Source organism: Halalkalicoccus jeotgali B3, from assembly GCF_000196895.1.
Lineage (GTDB): Archaea > Halobacteriota > Halobacteria > Halobacteriales > Halalkalicoccaceae > Halalkalicoccus > Halalkalicoccus jeotgali.
Map to the genome: position 1 here is coordinate 172,498 of NC_014299.1, position 13,982 is coordinate 186,479.

The window sequence follows — 13,982 nt, forward strand, 5'->3', positions numbered from 1 at the left end:
CCATTTTGGTGCTACTGTGGGGTTGCACGTACAGAAAACCCGATCCCGACTTTTGCACAATATCCGAGTGTCTTGATATGCAAAATCAGACTCTTAGTCTGTTGGTTTTGCGTGTAATCTTGGATGGTAAGATCCGTTGTACGGTCAAGTGCCCATTCAATAACTGGCGTCAATGCTCGATTCAATAGTTGGCTACGAGCGAGAAGAATAATCCCGATAACGCCACCGATAACGTAGATGAGAGTAAGAATGTTTTCGCCCTCGGCGTTGGTGAACGACAGAAGGAGCGACCCAAGCATACTCACAATCCCGATGCTTCCGAGTCGGATGAGCCAGATGACAATGGTTCGTCTGCTTGGGTCTGAGACCGTAAACTCTGCTTCTTCGGTCGTGTACCCCGCTCCCGAAAATGCTGATGCTGCCTGAAATGAGGCCACGTCCGGTGAGATACCAGTCATTCGGAGTGCAATCGCTCCGATCCGGGTCACGAGTAGTACGAGGGCAAAGATGATGAAAACGGACAGGATTTGATTTGTCGCTACCATGAGATGGTGTTCTACAGCGAACTGTAAAAATACGCAGTCCCCATTCAACGGGATCGCTATCTTAGCAGACTCTACTCACCGACCACCGTACTCTGAATTCGTGTTGATACCCTCTCATCACCCATGCTTTGTTGTACAACCAGCTGCCCATCTTCCAACCGGAAACTCAGTAAAATCAGTGACGCGGATCTCAATCGTCGGCAGTATATGCACCACCACGATGTTTGATCCGGGCGACGATCATGTCCGTGTTCGAATGGTCAAAGGTCGTTGACAGCCGAAAACCGCCAACTCTGACCTTCTTATAAGGACTGTTCTGCATCGGCTCTCCATACTCCGGCGGGTCTCGCCATGGCGACTCGCAAATCTCATCGAGCTTCTTGCGGATTTGCTGCTGGTCATCGCGTTCGAGCTTTTCGAAATCGTCGCGCGCCTGTGACGTGAATCGCCACGTCCACTCATCGCTCATTCGAGTCTACTCCTCTTCGGAGCTTTCGGTGGTATCGAGATCGAACTCGTCGATGATCTCCTCACGAGAATAAGTCTCGCCGTCCCGGATCTCGCGTTCGGCGCGGGCGAGTGCGGACAACTCGTCACGGTCGAACGTAGGGTTTTCGACTGAATCACGGAGCACGTGCCGAATGTACTCTGAACGGGAATTGAATCCCCGTCCTTGCCACACATCGTCGATCTGTTCAAGGAACGTCGGGGTGACACGGACGTTGATTTGCGGACGCTCATCACCATCACTGGGTTTAGTTGGCGATGCGTCTGACATACGTGTGTATTACAATGGCGATACAAATAGAGCTGTCGCTGCATGCAAGCCCCACGTCTGACTGACTGGTATGGTTTCAGCCGGTTTCAACAGAATGGGATAGTCGAAGTTGTCTTAACAGTCACAGCACCCCCTCCCCCTTTCACCGACCCGTTCTCACCGCTCAAAGAGATGACAGAGTACTCGCGCAGCGCGGACATCGCCCCAAAGTAGAGTGTGGTTGGATGTGCTCTATTGAAAATGCGGTACAGCAGCGGAGTCAAGAAAATTTTGCGTCGAGAATTCACGAATTTCTACTGGGAAGTGGCGTAATTCCTCTCCATTTTGACGATGAACCACGAACTCATCTCGAAACGAGTATATTCGTGACTAAGGAGTGTGGATATTACCGAACAGCAACCGTTGAAATCGGCAAATCGCCACGCTGTCTTCCATTTTCAATAGAACACTTAATAGGACTTTGCAAGGACAAGCCACACCATCATGCAGACGGCTGTTTAGTACTGATCGTTATGCAAGCACTCCGCTGGCACGACGAGGGCGACGTCCGGGTCGACGACGTCCCGAAGCCGGAGATCAAGGAGCCGACCGACGCGATCGTCGAGATCACGGCGACGGCGATCTGTGGCTCGGACCTCCATCTCTACAACGACTTCATGCCGGGCATGGAGGAGGGCGACATCCTCGGTCACGAGCCGATGGGCGAAGTCGTTGAGGTCGGCGAGGAGGTCGACGACCTCCGGGAGGGCGACCGCGTCGTCATCCCCTTCACGATCAGCTGTGGCGAGTGCTGGTTCTGCGAGAACGATCTGTACTCGCTGTGTGACGAGACGAACCCGAACGCCGAGATGGCCGCCGAGACGATGGGCCACTCGCCAGCCGGTCTGTTCGGCTTCTCGCACACCCTTGGCGGGTACGACGGCGGGCAGGCCGAGTACCTGCGGGTACCCCACGCCGACGTCGGCCCGATCAAGATCGAGTCGGACCTCTCGGACGAGGAGGTACTGTTCCTCTCCGATATCTACCCGACGGGGTATATGGCCGCCGAGAACGCCGAGATCGAGGAGAACGACACGGTCGCCGTCTGGGGCTGCGGCCCGGTCGGCCAGTTCGCCATCCAGAGCGCCTGGATGATGGGCGCCGACCGCGTGATCGCAATCGACCGGATCGAGGAACGCCTTGGGATGGCCGAGGGTCACGCCGACACCGAGGTGATCGACTACTCCGAGGACGACGTCTACGAGTGGCTGATGGACGAGACCGACGGCCGAGGGCCCGACCGGTGTATCGACGCCGTCGGCTCGGAGGCCCATCACACCTGCGTCGATCACGTCCCCGACGAGCCCGACCGTCCCTACGTGCTCCAGGAGGCGATCAAGTCCTGTCGCAAGGGCGGAACCCTCTCGATCCCAGGCGTCTACATCGACGGAGTGGACGACATGCCGATGGGCCCGCTGATGAACAAAGCTCTCACGGTCAACGCGGGCCAGACCCACGTTCAAGCCTACCTGAACCCGCTGCTCGAGACGATCGAGAACGGCGAAATCGATCCCGCGGAAATCATCACCCACCGGGGCTCGCTCGAGGACGGGCCCGAACTCTACGAAACGTTCAACGACAAGGAGGACGACTGCATTAAAGTCGTCCTAGAGCCGTAATCGGCGAACGACTCACCCCGTTAGATCCTGTACGAACGTCACCTGCTTCTCGATACACGCGGTAGCGGTAGGGACCGTGCTTCTCGCCGCCGCTCATGCAGTGACAACTGTCGTATCTCTTCTCGTCCGAATCGAGGGGAACACTAATGCGTCGCTGGTGCTGGAGGAGATTGGTCCCTCCAATGTATCCCTCAAGCGAGAGTCTGCTCGCTCGTAATTAGCCCCTGTACCCGGCAGCGGTGCCGGCGCTTCGGTATCAGGGACTGATCAATAGCGTATCAAACAGTATCGACAGTTGTTTCGGCTTCTAGCAATTCACATCTAAATATTGCAGTTAAGGATTAGTAATGAACATCAGTATGACTCTTGATCGACGGATTTCACGACACACCTCGTTCGCAAGGCCACTTCTCAAGAAGCGGCAGCCGCTAGTCGGACGCATGCGAGACAATCGAGTCCATAAGGACAAAACCAACCTGAGCAATACAGATCAATGGCGGTACGCATGTCGAGTGTGTGGAACACCGTACAGACGGAGCGTCGATACCTGCAACGATTGTGGAAGTGCTGCCATCGTTCCCACTACCCAACTGACCTCCAAGAACTGATCCGACAGATCCCGATCCAGCTTCACACGGCAGAGTTGATAAGCGCGATCGGAGACCCCGTGGAAGACGTCTCTTGGGCAACTACTGGCGGTTGCACGCCCACAGAATCCGATCCCCGATTTTGCACAATATCCGAGCGTCCCGATGTGCAAAAACGCACCCTCAACAGGCGAGATTGATCCAGTTGGAAGTAGATCACGCCGGTCGATCAGCACTTAGAGGAAGATAGTGCCGGGAAGTCGCCGTTGAGTAACCCGCGAGAAACGGCTGTCAGGGACAGATGTGCAAGAAACGGACTCCTGATCACCCTAGTTCCCTGCTTCGTTCCATCGTATTGAGGGATGAAGCAGCTGTTAGGTAGTTCTTCCTAACGAATCAGTAGTGACGTTGAAGAAGAGAAGAGAAGTTAGTCGCTAATGTTCACGCCGGACTGGATCTCATATTCGAGTTCGACCTGCGACATGGACAGCAAGGCCGCGAGTTCCGGTGTCATATCGGGGTGATCCATCGCCCGATCGAGATTCTTCATCATCTCCTCGGTAAACTGTGCGCTCGCATCGATCGCGCCCGACCGCGTAGATTCGTTCAGAAGATCGCCTACGCGGTCGTATAAGTCTGTACGCCACTCGTATTTGTCGGATGTGTTGATTCTCATGGATCTGTCTTTACCTAATGCTTATACGCAATAGGAAATAAAGACATCAATATGCTATTGAGCAATAGGGATTATGTAGGTGGGGCAGGTATCGTCTGATATGGAGCGAAAGCGCGACGATTCGGGGAAATTCGTCCCACAAGTTACCGATGAACGGGTCTTGGACGCACTCGGAGAGGGAACCTTATCGGCTCAGCAGGTAGCCGATAAACTCGGATGCTCGCGACAGGCGGCCGACCGACGGCTACGGAATCTCCTCGAGGACGGGACAGTCGAGAAACACACCTTCGGACCCAGAAGCGTCGCGTGGTCGCTCACCGACGAGCTTCAGGATGTCGTCTGTGAGGGCGAAAGCGATGACGAATAGCGGTGATGGCACTCTCCCGACAGCGAAAGATATCGTAACTGTCCACGATGAGATTGATGAGGAATATGATTTGAAGTACAAGGGTGCCCGCGTTGCATCACCGAGACTTGAACTCCGTCCACATACCCGCAAGGCGGCCGAATATGACGATGTGTACATACGAGCCGCCTTTTTGCTTCGGAAGGTGGTGACGGCCCATGTATTCGAAGATGGAAATAAGCGCACTGCATGGAACGTGGCAACATCGTATTTAGAGCAGGCCGGCGCGCAACGAGCTGATACAGACGTGGCGGAAGCTCGTGTCGTGCGTAGTATCCGGAAATATGAGGTGGAGGAAATCGCCAAGTGGTTGGAAACCGGCGCGATCGACAAATCACGATTGAACCCACCCCGGACGGATAATGAATAAGTAGGTGTGAACACTATGGAAGACAACATGAGCAAGACGCACAACCAGGAATCAAACGACAGCGAGAACGAATCATTCGTCGAGACAGCCCGTCGGATGCGGGATGAGGAACGTGATGTTCTCGACGCGCTTGAGGATTAGCTCCGTTTTTTGAGGTTGCGCCTACGGCCCGCGGAATGAGAAGCGCCTGATTCTCGAGCAGCGGGAGGAAAACACGGAACTCATGAACCACGCTCAGACGGAACACGCCTATCGTGAGGCAAGTTTTTACTGCTCCTTGGATGGCATACCTGTCAACCACCATTTAGCGCGTGTCATAATTCCTGCTTGAGCACGTTGCTTCTGAAGTGATTGCTCGTCTTCTACGACTTTGACTAGTTCATTGGATGCATCTATCTTCTCAGTGGTTGCAATCAGTTTAGATTGAAGCTCATCGATTCGTGCTTCAGCATGATTCAACTCTGATTCAAGCTGCTCCGTCTGTGATTCACACTGAATCGCTCGATCAAAAATACGTCTAATAGCCTCTGCATCACTAATATCGCTATCTGCCTTTGATTGTACTTCATTAATATACTCGATATGTTCTGCTCGGACTTGTGGAGTGATTCGCTTCATGATGCAGTATGAATCGTTAATGGATCATAGAGGTACGTCAGCCAACCGTCAGACATTCATTCGCTATCTGTCACTGACCTTTATAAGCAAGGTGTGTGAGGTCATACGCAAAGCTACGGAACACGAAAAAGGCCGGAAGGGGCCAGACCTAATACATCTCCCCTTTCTGGCTGGCATGGCATAACTGTTTGCCTGTCTCGTTAGCCCGTGGCTCATCAGATGGCCATGACAGCAATTCCCAATGCTGCAGAGAGACACGCGGTCGGTGCGACCTTCTTCAGCATGGATGCTGCACCGGAGGCGCAGCTGATAGAAGACGAGATTACGTTAGATACGCGAGGCTGTGCAGGTAGTTCGATCGAACGGCGCTGGGAGCCCCCTCTTGAGACGGGGTCCAGGCTCCCATCAGCGCCGAAACACGCACAATCGAAGGCTGGCACCTTCGATGCGAGGCCTTGGGCCTCTACCTGGGTATTGGACGTCCGGGTTCATGGGTCTTTCTCGTCGCGGTGCGGTGCCCGGCCCGTCCGGCCGTGATCGGACGACCGGAACGATGACGACTGACAGCATCACCAAACCAGACCACGACTCGGAGTTCGTACGCGCAACTGCCCTCTCGCGATTTGACCCGCGACAGAGCACGCTCACGGAGGCGATCTAATGGCTCAATGCGAGGGCGGCGGCCACGTCACAGCCCTATTCGTCCGAGTGTTCGGGGTATCGGGCGCGATCGCTGGCTGTTTCGAGTGTTCTGACCGCCAGACGGTTCGGAGTGGGTTCGATGAGTGAGTCACGTTTCCTGCTTGAGACGGCTGTGGACGAATTTGGTGGGAACCTGATTTACACCGGAAACGACCTCCTCCCGCACTTCGCACTCGACAAGGCGGTTAAGGACGCCGACGGATCGGCCCGCGCCCGGTTCGACAGGGGCGACGAAACGTGGGTAGCCACACTCTCCTATCAGGAATCGGGGCTTGCACCGCGCGATCACCCGGACTATCGCCTCCAGACGGTTCGCGAGCACCGGATTACCGTCAAACCAGTAGAGGACCAGGCCGGGAAACGTCGGGCGCGCTTCCATGTCGCGCCACGCTGGCCGGATATGCGAACGACAGACGGAGATTCAATCTCGACACCCGATATTGTAGGCGTGAACGTTCGCGCTCAGGGTGCCAAACTCGACTTTGGGGAGTATCCTGAACTCCTCCGAGGGGGGGCCGAAGCCCTAGACATCAATCCGGCGTACTTCACGGGCGAGCACTCCTACTCAAATATCTACGAGGCCGAAACGTACGTTCGGGTCAATCGGTCCAAGTCGGGCCGTGTGTTCGGGCGCGGGTCCGTCATGGAACGAATCTTTGAGTTGGCCGCCGAATCGGGCAAATACCGAAAACTCGTCGAGGACGATACGGGCGGAGACGGGTTCATGCACATGGCGGCGTTCCGGCCTGAGACGGCAGGTGCGCTCATCTCGGGCCACGAATACGGTAAGCGGATCAAACACTACCTGCTCAAGAATCCGCCTGAGGACCCGTCAGACCCGTTGTATCACCCAAAGGTGTGTATGCTGTTCAAGAAGTCGCTCAATACGTCTACGGTCCCGTGGTCGGACAAGGCGGGGCTTCGACGGGAGTTAGACGAGCAGCTGCTAAATCTCTTGAGTTGGGCTGGCCTGCCGACCCGTCCGAACGAATCGAGCGACACCTACGTTCCCGATGGATACTTTGAGGACACGGACACGATTCGGCCGACGATCTCCCTGATAGACGACCCGACACCGGACATCAAGCGAGAGCAAGGGACGGCCGTAATCAAGGCGCTTGCTGGCCTTGGGACAGGAAACCCGGACCTCAACAACTCGGACGCCGAAGCCTTGCAGGTCATGGCCGACGGGGGACAGGTCCAAGACGTCACCTCACTGGCCGAGGCGATCGGCCGTTCGCGCCGGACGGTCTACCGGATCGTCGACCGTCTCTCGGACCTCTTAACGCTCGAGAACGGGGCCGTCGCCTTCGGGTCGGACTATCTGGCCTCGCAGGCCCGCCACGGGCTCAGACACGCCCGTGAGGCCTTCGAGAACGACGGCAAGGGTTCGGGCGAATCGAGCGCATGGTCGGCGTGGTGCGCCGAATACGGGCCTGAGGTTTCTGACCGGTTTCCTGACGCCGACATTACCCGGGTCAAACTCGAGTTTGGTGAGATACCCGACGAGGCCGACATGGAGGAGATGCTGAAAGAAGGGCTAACGGCGTGGATCCGTTCAGGCCGTGATAAAGTCGAGTACGTAGCAGGCCGTGCCTTCTGGCGTCAGAACGGAGAGGGGCTATCCACATCGGACACGCCCGGCAGTCGGGCCGGTGGTATGCCAGATACTGTCCCGTCCCGGTCAACGACGACCGGATCAGATCTCAAATCCGTCAGATAGCGCGGCGTTCCTGAGTGGCAACACTATCCACCGTCCCGTTTTCGGCTTGATTTTCGTCGTCTGAGGCTCCGTTTCGGGTGGAATTTTTCGCGCGTTTCTGCGAAGGTGGCGGTGGTATTTTGATTGAGTGCCCTTAGGCACGCCTCCTAAGAGAATATTGACACCCCCTGTCGAAACCGGACTAACCCCACACTGTGAGGCGGTGCGGTTCATCCTGCTGCGGTGGGGGGGAAGCGGGGCTGGTATCTTATCTCGCACTTCTCCAAACGGAGTAGAAGCATTTCCGATTAGCCGTCATGCGTCTGAGGGCCATCCGCCGATTACCGTTCTTTCTCTGAAGGAGACAGCTTTATGGCGCACGTGGACGTACATGTATGTGTATGGCTACAAAGACACTCACGATCACCGAGGACGCCTATGAGCGCCTGAAAGCGCACAAGCGCGGTGACGAGAGCTTCAGCGATGTAGTAAACCGGCTCTCGAAGTCACGAGACAACCCGAAAAAGGCGCGAGGGCTTTGGGATGACATCGACGCAGGGCAGGACCACAAAGAGAAACACCAGCAACTTGGCGAGGAGATTGACGACCACTACGATGAGATGTTTGGACAATAGCGTCCTAAGCGACTATCTTCGCTCGGACAACCCCCGCCACGAACAGGCGGCCACAGTAATCGAGTCCTATGATGGAGCGTGGTATCTCCCGATGCCAGTGTTGTGGGAGGCTCTGCGATACGGAGCACAGGCCTCCCGAAAACCCGGTGTTACCAAAACTGAGGCAGCGCTAAATTGGGCCGATCCCCTTCCGGTAACGGCAGGTGCGGTCACTGAGGCAGCCATGATCGAGGCTGAACTCCTCGACCAGGGCACGCCGATCAATGCAGTGGACATGCTAATAGCAGGGATTGTCCGTGAAGCAGGCGCGACGATCGTTACCCGCGATAGTGACTTCAACCGTATTGAGGGCCTCCAAGTCACCAATATTGACGAGTAGGCTCTATCGCTGGCTACTCGTCGCCGTCGTCGCTCTCCTCGCTCTCGTCGTCCTCCGATCCAACGGTGATTTTGTGTAGTACTCGTTTTCGTACACCTCGACACAGTTCCGTTGTCTGGCGTCTCGATCGTTCCCGAGTACGCCGAGTTCTTTCAGTCGGCGAGTGACTGTTTACCTTATCCTGCCAGCCCCGACGGCCCCAAAGGGGCCGTGAGGCTCCCGCGGTGGAGGAGGGGAGAAACAAACTAATAGGCAAGTTCAAGTGCTCACCATAAGCAATAGCTCTCAATGTCCGCAAGCGACGACTACGAATACAAGATGATCCAGCCGTCGACTGGTCTATTAGGAATTAAGACAGAAAACACGGAAAAGAAAGTCAACAGACTTGCTAAAGACGGCTGGGAACTTGACGAGGTAATCGAGAACTGGTTTTGGGGAGATAATCTCATCTTCAAACGCCCTCGGTCAAGTGGGAACGCAAACGTAGACTAGCCGTTCGAACCACATGGTGATAAAACCGATTTTGGATATGGGCCAGCAATCGGCTATTGCTACGCTGTTGCTATTTGGGTTCGGTGTCGTATTTCTATTGATTGGCGGGTTTGTCGGTTTTCAACTGGATACGGTCACTGCTGGCTACGGGCGTCAGCGTGTGGCTTTCATGTGTATCTTTCTATGGCATTTGGTCTAGCATTTTCTACGTAGCCTGCGTCAGATAATGACCACCCCCGTCAGTAGTCACTTGCTTACTGACAGAGGGCTCTGACAGAGTTGATTGCAGCAGCGAGGCCTAGAGCACCAGTCACGGCACCCAAACAGATATATCAGCGGTCGTCGTTCAGAGCGCATGAATCCCATCGTATGGGCGAAATCCAAAGGTCCCGCGTATGTCGGATTAGAGATCACAGCAACGATTTGCATTGTTCTCTTAATCTCGTTTACTGTGGTGAAAATCAACAACCCCTCTTACCAACCTACTATTGATTCATCGCTTATTGCCGTTGCCGCGATCTTCTTCGCAATTGTCGGTATGCAATTCGACAAATCCAACCGCGATAGTAGTAGTAGTCTGTAGCCACCTGGTTGCTGACCCGGGGTGTCGCTCCGGTGTAATTAGCATGCTACTGAGCGTGTCATAGAATCGGTCACGTGACCTTTGAAATCCGTAGTGAACGGTAGATATAGACCGTTCACACCCATTAACTGGGTTTATCCCGCTAGAAATCCAAAGACATCATATGTCTGACGAAGAGGACGATCAAATAGATTCGAATAAGATGGGTCTAGGGATTGCGTTCGGACCTCTAATGGGAGTCGTTCTTGGGCTTGTACTGAATGATATCGGGATAGGTATTGCGATTGGGATGAGTCTCGGTACCATTTTCGGTGTAGTGTGGGGCCTAACGTAGTTTACTGCCACGTGCGAACGTGAACAGCTGACCCTGTACTTACAGGTATATGTGCCGGCTGATTCAAGCAGAACAAGTTGAAACCAACGCTCTGAGTGTCTTTCTATGACACGCTCTGCTACTCTCAATAGACCGCTCTTGTTGACAGGGGTATTCTGAATTAAACGGCGTGGGGCTACTAACAGTCTGTCAGTAAGCAAGTGGCTACTTGTATGGAGAGATAGAGATAAGCCACTGGCACGATCAGCAATAACATGGTTTCAAAGCCTACACAACAGACACTAGGCACTGCTTGGATGATAGTCATCCTCGGCATTTCGACATTCCTGATAATACTCGCCTCCAGCGGCGACGGAGCCGTTTGGGGAATGCTTGGAGTGATTGTCGGAACCGCCTGTGCGCTGCTCGGATTATACATTGGGCACACTGAGAGTGGCGATCCAGCCTGTGCGTGTCGAAGTTAGGGAACAACCGCGCCGCCCTGTAACGAAGGGAGTGACTGCTGACAGGGAGTGAGCTATACAGATTCCGTATTCGCGGTGTCGAATTGCTCGCGTTTGCTGTAGAGATACACCGCAACGAACGCGGGTACGACGACTCCCAAAAGTGTTACCGGTTCAGGTGTCTGTACCACCGCGATAAGGCTACTGATCGCTGCACCAGTATAGAGGACGAACCCCCACGTCCATGCCCAAGATCGCCCGATCCACAACCCGGCAGCGACGACGAGCAAGCCGACACCCACAACGAATACGAAGGCAACGACGAGGAGGGATGCAGTAGTCCCATCTGTGAGACTGGGGTTCGTAGCGATTTCAAGAGCGGCGATGGCTAGCACGAATGCGGCGACTCCGAAGATGGCCGCGAGGATTTTGACTCCTATCGAAGGTTTTCTAGAAGACCCGACCGTGTCTGCCCATCGACTTATCATACCCATACCGAATCTAGTGTTCGGTCGTCACATAGTTATTTCGCGGAGTGCTGGAGGAGCGGGAACCCGACCGTCAAATGAGCCATGCACTTCGGCGTTCACCCCCGTATCCCGCCAGCGCGCCGCGGTTTGGCGCGCGTCGGCAGGGGCCGGGTATGGGTCCGGTCCCGGCCGGGTCGGCATGACTTATGATAGAGGCAAGGAAGGATTCGGCCACGTTGACCCACCAAGGCGACGATAGACCGCGGTTAAGCACCCATGTTTAAGTGTCTAGCCGTATATAAAATATATGGAAGCGGCGATGACCACCGACCTGCGCACTCGGTGCGAGCATCGGCGCGATTCGTCGTCAAGTCATAGCTGGGGGGTTCGACACCCCTCTGCGGGTTTCAAATACACAATCATAATCAGACAATCATAATCATGAGTAGCAACACAAGCGAGCGGTTGGCACAGACGGTCGATTTGGTCGGCAAGGACCTCGAGGACCTGACGGTTGCGGAGTTTGCAAAGGCGCTTGAAGCGGCCGGATTCGTCCGAGCGGGCGAGGGCGAGGGAGACGAATCGGTGGAGGCAGCGGCACGCCGGGTCGTCATGCAGGACACCGACGCCGCTCAGGACACACTCGCGAAGTACGGGACTGGCGTGGACGACAACGGCCTCAAAACCACCGGGGAAATGACGGCCGAATCCCGTCGCCGACAGGCCGAGATCGCGGCGACCGAGGCCGAGTCACGGTCTGGCGACCCGCTCGAAGCGTTCGGGACTGGTGTCGATAACAACGGCCTCGAGGAGTTGACGGCCAACGAGATTCCGGCCGAACTCGACGCCGACACCGCGAGCGACGCCCATCCGTATCAGCATGGCCCGGCCGACGCCTCCGAGGACGACCCCAACCCCCTCGTTGAGGAGTACGGCACGGGCGTCCAGGGGGACCACTCGCGGGCTGACGAGGAACGGACCAAACTCGCCAAAGCAATTGCTCGCGAACTGAGCAAGCGGGAGTGAGTTCATGCGCTCACCTCGAGATCTCACGTCTCGCGTCTCGGACCTGGAGGGGGGCACCGGCCCCGAAAACCTCCCGGCGGCGGGGATAATCGTCCTCCTCTCGACGGCGAAGGCGGGCGGCTCACTCCTCTGGGAGGACAAAGAGCGGGGCATCATCCTCGTGGATGGCGAGCCTCACAAGGTCACGGACAACGCAGTCGAGAAGTTGGATCTAGACCCGTCGATAAGCCGCGGATAATCTCACCACTCATGCACGCTATAACCACCGACATTGCCGAGACCGGGCGGGAAGTACGCCAACCCATGGGGGGTTCGGTATGAGCGCGGATTCGCCGCCGACACCAGAGACCGACGGGCCGGACATCCCGGACCGCGCGGAAGTGATTTCCCTCCTCGAGGACGGCATATCAGAGGCCCACCGGAAGGTGACTGCCGGGCGGGTTCGCGACGCCGAGAACGAAAAGGTCCGTCAGGGGTGGATTCGCCAGCTGGCATACGCATGCGGACAGTATCGTCAGTTGAAAAAGGACCAGGACCTCGAGGAACTGGCCGAGCGGGTTGAGCAACTGGAGGAGCGCCAATGACTCGACAGGGGCTCGCGAATCGGATTGAGTCACTGGAGGCCGAGCGTCCGGGTGACGGGACAGTAATCGAACTCCGGGATACGGTGGTCGCGACGCCGTGGGAACCGACGGAAGGCGAGGCCCCGGAACCGGGGGTTACTGAGGAGCGGATCGAACTATGACTCGGCGTTCGCTCGAGGACCGAGTTGACTCGCTCGAATCGGGCCGGTCGGGTGGCTCGCTCGGCATTGAGTTCAACCACGTCTTAGTCATGTCTCGCGAGCGTGCCGAGCGCGAAGGCCGGGAGATACTCGGTGTGGCCGATACGCCCGGCGACGCCGAACATGTCAGGGTCGAGCCATGACCCGCCGTTCTCTCGCGAATCGGGTCGGGGACCTGGAGGACGACCAACCGAGCGAGGGTTTCCAGAAGTTCGTGATCGGTGGGGACGCCGACGAAGCGGATCGGAAGAGCGGCTTTTACGAGTGGAACGCCGAACGGGGCGTCTATGTCAACGAGCAGGGCGTTGAGATCGCTCCGGGCAAGGAACCGGGCAGTGATCTTGAGTACAAGATTGAGTATTCCGGGACGGGGGACGAATGACCCCCGACCTCAGTGAGAGTGATCGGGCGCTGGTCCGGGGAATCGTGTACGAACTCGACGGGCTCGACGGTGATGAGGACCGCCTGTCACTTGTCCACGCCCTGCTGCTCGCGAACGACCTCGAGCCCAACGAGGACGTGGTCTACGTCCGCGGCGAGGACGGCGCTCTGCGACTCGACACCCTCCGTGACGACGCCGACGCTGAGGCGGCCCTCCAGCACGCTCGTGAGATGGTCGCCTACGCTGGCGAGATCCAGGACGACGAGCTGGAGATGGCCCTCAACGGCTCGATTCGCCGGCGGGCGGACCTTCCCCTCTCGGTTCGGCTTCGCGACCGTCTAGTCGGCGCGTGGGATCGATTGACTGGAGGCCTGTCCCGATGACCCACGACTTCGCGACCCGTGGCGAGGGC

General features: G+C 56.5%; 23 protein-coding genes. 17 read left to right on the plus strand and 6 right to left on the minus strand.

Annotated elements, in window-relative coordinates:
• Positions 1–11: 11 nt before the first annotated feature.
• The 3 genes from HACJB3_RS17220 to HACJB3_RS19830 all read right to left on the minus strand — a co-directional run bounded on the left by HACJB3_RS17220 (position 12) and on the right by HACJB3_RS19830 (position 1,323).
• On the minus strand, positions 12–545 hold the full coding sequence (locus HACJB3_RS17220; protein ID WP_008415435.1) for a hypothetical protein: 534 nt from the start codon (positions 543–545) through the stop codon (positions 12–14).
• Positions 546–735: 190 nt separating this feature from the next.
• Positions 736–1,014 (minus strand): type II toxin-antitoxin system RelE family toxin, encoded by a 279-nt coding sequence (locus HACJB3_RS17225; protein WP_008415434.1) that lies wholly within the window; start codon positions 1,012–1,014, stop codon positions 736–738.
• Between the two features lie 6 nt (positions 1,015–1,020).
• A complete protein-coding gene (locus HACJB3_RS19830; protein WP_049934735.1) occupies positions 1,021–1,323 on the minus strand; it encodes a ribbon-helix-helix domain-containing protein in 303 nt (100 codons plus the stop codon).
• Between the two features lie 512 nt (positions 1,324–1,835).
• Between HACJB3_RS19830 and HACJB3_RS17235 the strand changes: the two genes are divergently transcribed.
• Complete coding sequence (locus HACJB3_RS17235; protein WP_013199655.1) at positions 1,836–2,981, plus strand: zinc-dependent alcohol dehydrogenase; 1,146 nt, start codon at positions 1,836–1,838, stop codon at positions 2,979–2,981.
• Positions 2,982–3,995: 1,014 nt separating this feature from the next.
• On the opposite strand, the gene HACJB3_RS17240 is transcribed toward HACJB3_RS17235, so the two are convergent.
• Positions 3,996–4,244, minus strand: a complete 249-nt coding sequence (locus tag HACJB3_RS17240; RefSeq protein ID WP_008415481.1) for a DUF7692 domain-containing protein — start codon at positions 4,242–4,244, stop codon at positions 3,996–3,998.
• Between the two features lie 100 nt (positions 4,245–4,344).
• Between HACJB3_RS17240 and HACJB3_RS17245 the strand changes: the two genes are divergently transcribed.
• Genes HACJB3_RS17245 through HACJB3_RS21155 form a run of 3 tightly spaced genes read left to right on the plus strand, consistent with a single transcriptional unit; the run spans position 4,345 to position 5,161 of the window.
• On the plus strand, positions 4,345–4,611 hold the full coding sequence (locus HACJB3_RS17245) for a winged helix-turn-helix domain-containing protein (protein ID WP_008415473.1): 267 nt from the start codon (positions 4,345–4,347) through the stop codon (positions 4,609–4,611).
• The gene (locus HACJB3_RS17250; RefSeq protein ID WP_013199642.1) at positions 4,601–5,020 is read left to right on the plus strand and encodes a Fic family protein; all 420 of its coding nucleotides are present in this window, start codon (positions 4,601–4,603) and stop codon (positions 5,018–5,020) included. Before HACJB3_RS17245 ends, HACJB3_RS17250 begins: the two co-directional genes overlap by 11 nt.
• A 15-nt stretch (positions 5,021–5,035) precedes the next feature.
• Positions 5,036–5,161, plus strand: a complete 126-nt coding sequence (locus tag HACJB3_RS21155) for a hypothetical protein (RefSeq protein ID WP_008415469.1) — start codon at positions 5,036–5,038, stop codon at positions 5,159–5,161.
• A gap of 126 nt (positions 5,162–5,287) precedes the next feature.
• Here the strand turns inward: HACJB3_RS21155 and HACJB3_RS20885 are convergent, their stop codons facing one another.
• Entirely contained in the window at positions 5,288–5,638 is a 351-nt protein-coding gene (locus HACJB3_RS20885) for a hypothetical protein (RefSeq protein ID WP_206537098.1), read from the minus strand.
• A 660-nt stretch (positions 5,639–6,298) separates the two neighbouring features.
• Here HACJB3_RS20885 and HACJB3_RS21160 point away from each other — a divergent pair.
• The 6 genes from HACJB3_RS21160 to HACJB3_RS20405 all read left to right on the plus strand — a co-directional run bounded on the left by HACJB3_RS21160 (position 6,299) and on the right by HACJB3_RS20405 (position 10,465).
• Positions 6,299–6,427, plus strand: coding sequence for a DUF7563 family protein (locus tag HACJB3_RS21160; RefSeq protein ID WP_274378069.1), 129 nt, complete (start codon positions 6,299–6,301; stop codon positions 6,425–6,427).
• A complete protein-coding gene (locus HACJB3_RS17255; RefSeq protein ID WP_013199643.1) occupies positions 6,420–8,063 on the plus strand; it encodes a DUF7845 domain-containing protein in 1,644 nt (547 codons plus the stop codon). The genes HACJB3_RS21160 and HACJB3_RS17255 overlap by 8 nt, the downstream gene beginning before the upstream one ends.
• A gap of 380 nt (positions 8,064–8,443) precedes the next feature.
• Positions 8,444–8,677, plus strand: a complete 234-nt coding sequence (locus HACJB3_RS17260; RefSeq protein ID WP_008415464.1) for an antitoxin VapB family protein — start codon at positions 8,444–8,446, stop codon at positions 8,675–8,677.
• Positions 8,667–9,056: a PIN domain-containing protein gene (locus tag HACJB3_RS17265; RefSeq protein ID WP_008415462.1), complete on the plus strand. Its 390-nt coding sequence runs from the start codon at positions 8,667–8,669 to the stop codon at positions 9,054–9,056. The genes HACJB3_RS17260 and HACJB3_RS17265 overlap by 11 nt, the downstream gene beginning before the upstream one ends.
• Positions 9,057–9,344: 288 nt before the next feature.
• On the plus strand, positions 9,345–9,548 hold the full coding sequence (locus HACJB3_RS19265; RefSeq protein WP_008415455.1) for a DUF4177 domain-containing protein: 204 nt from the start codon (positions 9,345–9,347) through the stop codon (positions 9,546–9,548).
• 746 nt (positions 9,549–10,294) lie between these two features.
• Complete coding sequence (locus HACJB3_RS20405) at positions 10,295–10,465, plus strand: hypothetical protein (RefSeq protein ID WP_008415452.1); 171 nt, start codon at positions 10,295–10,297, stop codon at positions 10,463–10,465.
• A gap of 517 nt (positions 10,466–10,982) precedes the next feature.
• Here HACJB3_RS20405 and HACJB3_RS17275 read toward each other — a convergent pair.
• The gene (locus tag HACJB3_RS17275; protein ID WP_013199647.1) at positions 10,983–11,402 is read right to left on the minus strand and encodes a hypothetical protein; all 420 of its coding nucleotides are present in this window, start codon (positions 11,400–11,402) and stop codon (positions 10,983–10,985) included.
• Positions 11,403–11,819: 417 nt separating this feature from the next.
• Between HACJB3_RS17275 and HACJB3_RS17280 the strand changes: the two genes are divergently transcribed.
• The 7 genes from HACJB3_RS17280 to HACJB3_RS17305 all read left to right on the plus strand — a co-directional run bounded on the left by HACJB3_RS17280 (position 11,820) and on the right by HACJB3_RS17305 (position 13,953).
• Positions 11,820–12,404, plus strand: coding sequence for a hypothetical protein (locus tag HACJB3_RS17280; protein WP_008415449.1), 585 nt, complete (start codon positions 11,820–11,822; stop codon positions 12,402–12,404).
• 4 nt (positions 12,405–12,408) lie between these two features.
• On the plus strand, positions 12,409–12,642 hold the full coding sequence (locus tag HACJB3_RS17285; RefSeq protein WP_013199648.1) for a hypothetical protein: 234 nt from the start codon (positions 12,409–12,411) through the stop codon (positions 12,640–12,642).
• Between the two features lie 79 nt (positions 12,643–12,721).
• Positions 12,722–12,988, plus strand: coding sequence for a hypothetical protein (locus HACJB3_RS17290; protein ID WP_008415447.1), 267 nt, complete (start codon positions 12,722–12,724; stop codon positions 12,986–12,988).
• The gene (locus HACJB3_RS20410) at positions 12,985–13,149 is read left to right on the plus strand and encodes a hypothetical protein (protein WP_008415446.1); all 165 of its coding nucleotides are present in this window, start codon (positions 12,985–12,987) and stop codon (positions 13,147–13,149) included. Before HACJB3_RS17290 ends, HACJB3_RS20410 begins: the two co-directional genes overlap by 4 nt.
• Positions 13,146–13,331 (plus strand): hypothetical protein, encoded by a 186-nt coding sequence (locus HACJB3_RS17295; protein ID WP_013199649.1) that lies wholly within the window; start codon positions 13,146–13,148, stop codon positions 13,329–13,331. Before HACJB3_RS20410 ends, HACJB3_RS17295 begins: the two co-directional genes overlap by 4 nt.
• Entirely contained in the window at positions 13,328–13,570 is a 243-nt protein-coding gene (locus tag HACJB3_RS17300) for a hypothetical protein (protein WP_008415445.1), read from the plus strand. The genes HACJB3_RS17295 and HACJB3_RS17300 overlap by 4 nt, the downstream gene beginning before the upstream one ends.
• Positions 13,567–13,953: a hypothetical protein gene (locus tag HACJB3_RS17305; RefSeq protein WP_008415444.1), complete on the plus strand. Its 387-nt coding sequence runs from the start codon at positions 13,567–13,569 to the stop codon at positions 13,951–13,953. Before HACJB3_RS17300 ends, HACJB3_RS17305 begins: the two co-directional genes overlap by 4 nt.
• Positions 13,954–13,982 lie beyond the last annotated feature (29 nt).

What these genes read in the sequence shown, in the direction of transcription:
- HACJB3_RS17225 (WP_008415434.1), bottom strand. Translation starts at nt 1,014, where the DNA reads ATGAGCGATGAGTGGACGTGGCGATTCACGTCACAGGCGCGCGACGAT.
- HACJB3_RS17245 (WP_008415473.1), top strand. Translation starts at nt 4,345, where the DNA reads ATGGAGCGAAAGCGCGACGATTCGGGGAAATTCGTCCCACAAGTTACC.
- HACJB3_RS17235 (WP_013199655.1), top strand. Translation starts at nt 1,836, where the DNA reads ATGCAAGCACTCCGCTGGCACGACGAGGGCGACGTCCGGGTCGACGAC.
- HACJB3_RS17295 (WP_013199649.1), top strand. Translation starts at nt 13,146, where the DNA reads ATGACTCGGCGTTCGCTCGAGGACCGAGTTGACTCGCTCGAATCGGGC.
- HACJB3_RS17305 (WP_008415444.1), top strand. Translation starts at nt 13,567, where the DNA reads ATGACCCCCGACCTCAGTGAGAGTGATCGGGCGCTGGTCCGGGGAATC.
- HACJB3_RS19265 (WP_008415455.1), top strand. Translation starts at nt 9,345, where the DNA reads ATGTCCGCAAGCGACGACTACGAATACAAGATGATCCAGCCGTCGACT.
- HACJB3_RS17285 (WP_013199648.1), top strand. Translation starts at nt 12,409, where the DNA reads ATGCGCTCACCTCGAGATCTCACGTCTCGCGTCTCGGACCTGGAGGGG.
- HACJB3_RS17250 (WP_013199642.1), top strand. Translation starts at nt 4,601, where the DNA reads ATGACGAATAGCGGTGATGGCACTCTCCCGACAGCGAAAGATATCGTA.
- HACJB3_RS17260 (WP_008415464.1), top strand. Translation starts at nt 8,444, where the DNA reads ATGGCTACAAAGACACTCACGATCACCGAGGACGCCTATGAGCGCCTG.
- HACJB3_RS17290 (WP_008415447.1), top strand. Translation starts at nt 12,722, where the DNA reads ATGAGCGCGGATTCGCCGCCGACACCAGAGACCGACGGGCCGGACATC.
- HACJB3_RS17255 (WP_013199643.1), top strand. Translation starts at nt 6,420, where the DNA reads ATGAGTGAGTCACGTTTCCTGCTTGAGACGGCTGTGGACGAATTTGGT.
- HACJB3_RS17275 (WP_013199647.1), bottom strand. Translation starts at nt 11,402, where the DNA reads ATGGGTATGATAAGTCGATGGGCAGACACGGTCGGGTCTTCTAGAAAA.
- HACJB3_RS20410 (WP_008415446.1), top strand. Translation starts at nt 12,985, where the DNA reads ATGACTCGACAGGGGCTCGCGAATCGGATTGAGTCACTGGAGGCCGAG.
- HACJB3_RS19830 (WP_049934735.1), bottom strand. Translation starts at nt 1,323, where the DNA reads ATGTCAGACGCATCGCCAACTAAACCCAGTGATGGTGATGAGCGTCCG.
- HACJB3_RS21155 (WP_008415469.1), top strand. Translation starts at nt 5,036, where the DNA reads ATGGAAGACAACATGAGCAAGACGCACAACCAGGAATCAAACGACAGC.
- HACJB3_RS20405 (WP_008415452.1), top strand. Translation starts at nt 10,295, where the DNA reads ATGTCTGACGAAGAGGACGATCAAATAGATTCGAATAAGATGGGTCTA.
- HACJB3_RS17300 (WP_008415445.1), top strand. Translation starts at nt 13,328, where the DNA reads ATGACCCGCCGTTCTCTCGCGAATCGGGTCGGGGACCTGGAGGACGAC.
- HACJB3_RS17220 (WP_008415435.1), bottom strand. Translation starts at nt 545, where the DNA reads ATGGTAGCGACAAATCAAATCCTGTCCGTTTTCATCATCTTTGCCCTC.
- HACJB3_RS17280 (WP_008415449.1), top strand. Translation starts at nt 11,820, where the DNA reads ATGAGTAGCAACACAAGCGAGCGGTTGGCACAGACGGTCGATTTGGTC.
- HACJB3_RS20885 (WP_206537098.1), bottom strand. Translation starts at nt 5,638, where the DNA reads ATGAAGCGAATCACTCCACAAGTCCGAGCAGAACATATCGAGTATATT.
- HACJB3_RS21160 (WP_274378069.1), top strand. Translation starts at nt 6,299, where the DNA reads ATGGCTCAATGCGAGGGCGGCGGCCACGTCACAGCCCTATTCGTCCGA.
- HACJB3_RS17240 (WP_008415481.1), bottom strand. Translation starts at nt 4,244, where the DNA reads ATGAGAATCAACACATCCGACAAATACGAGTGGCGTACAGACTTATAC.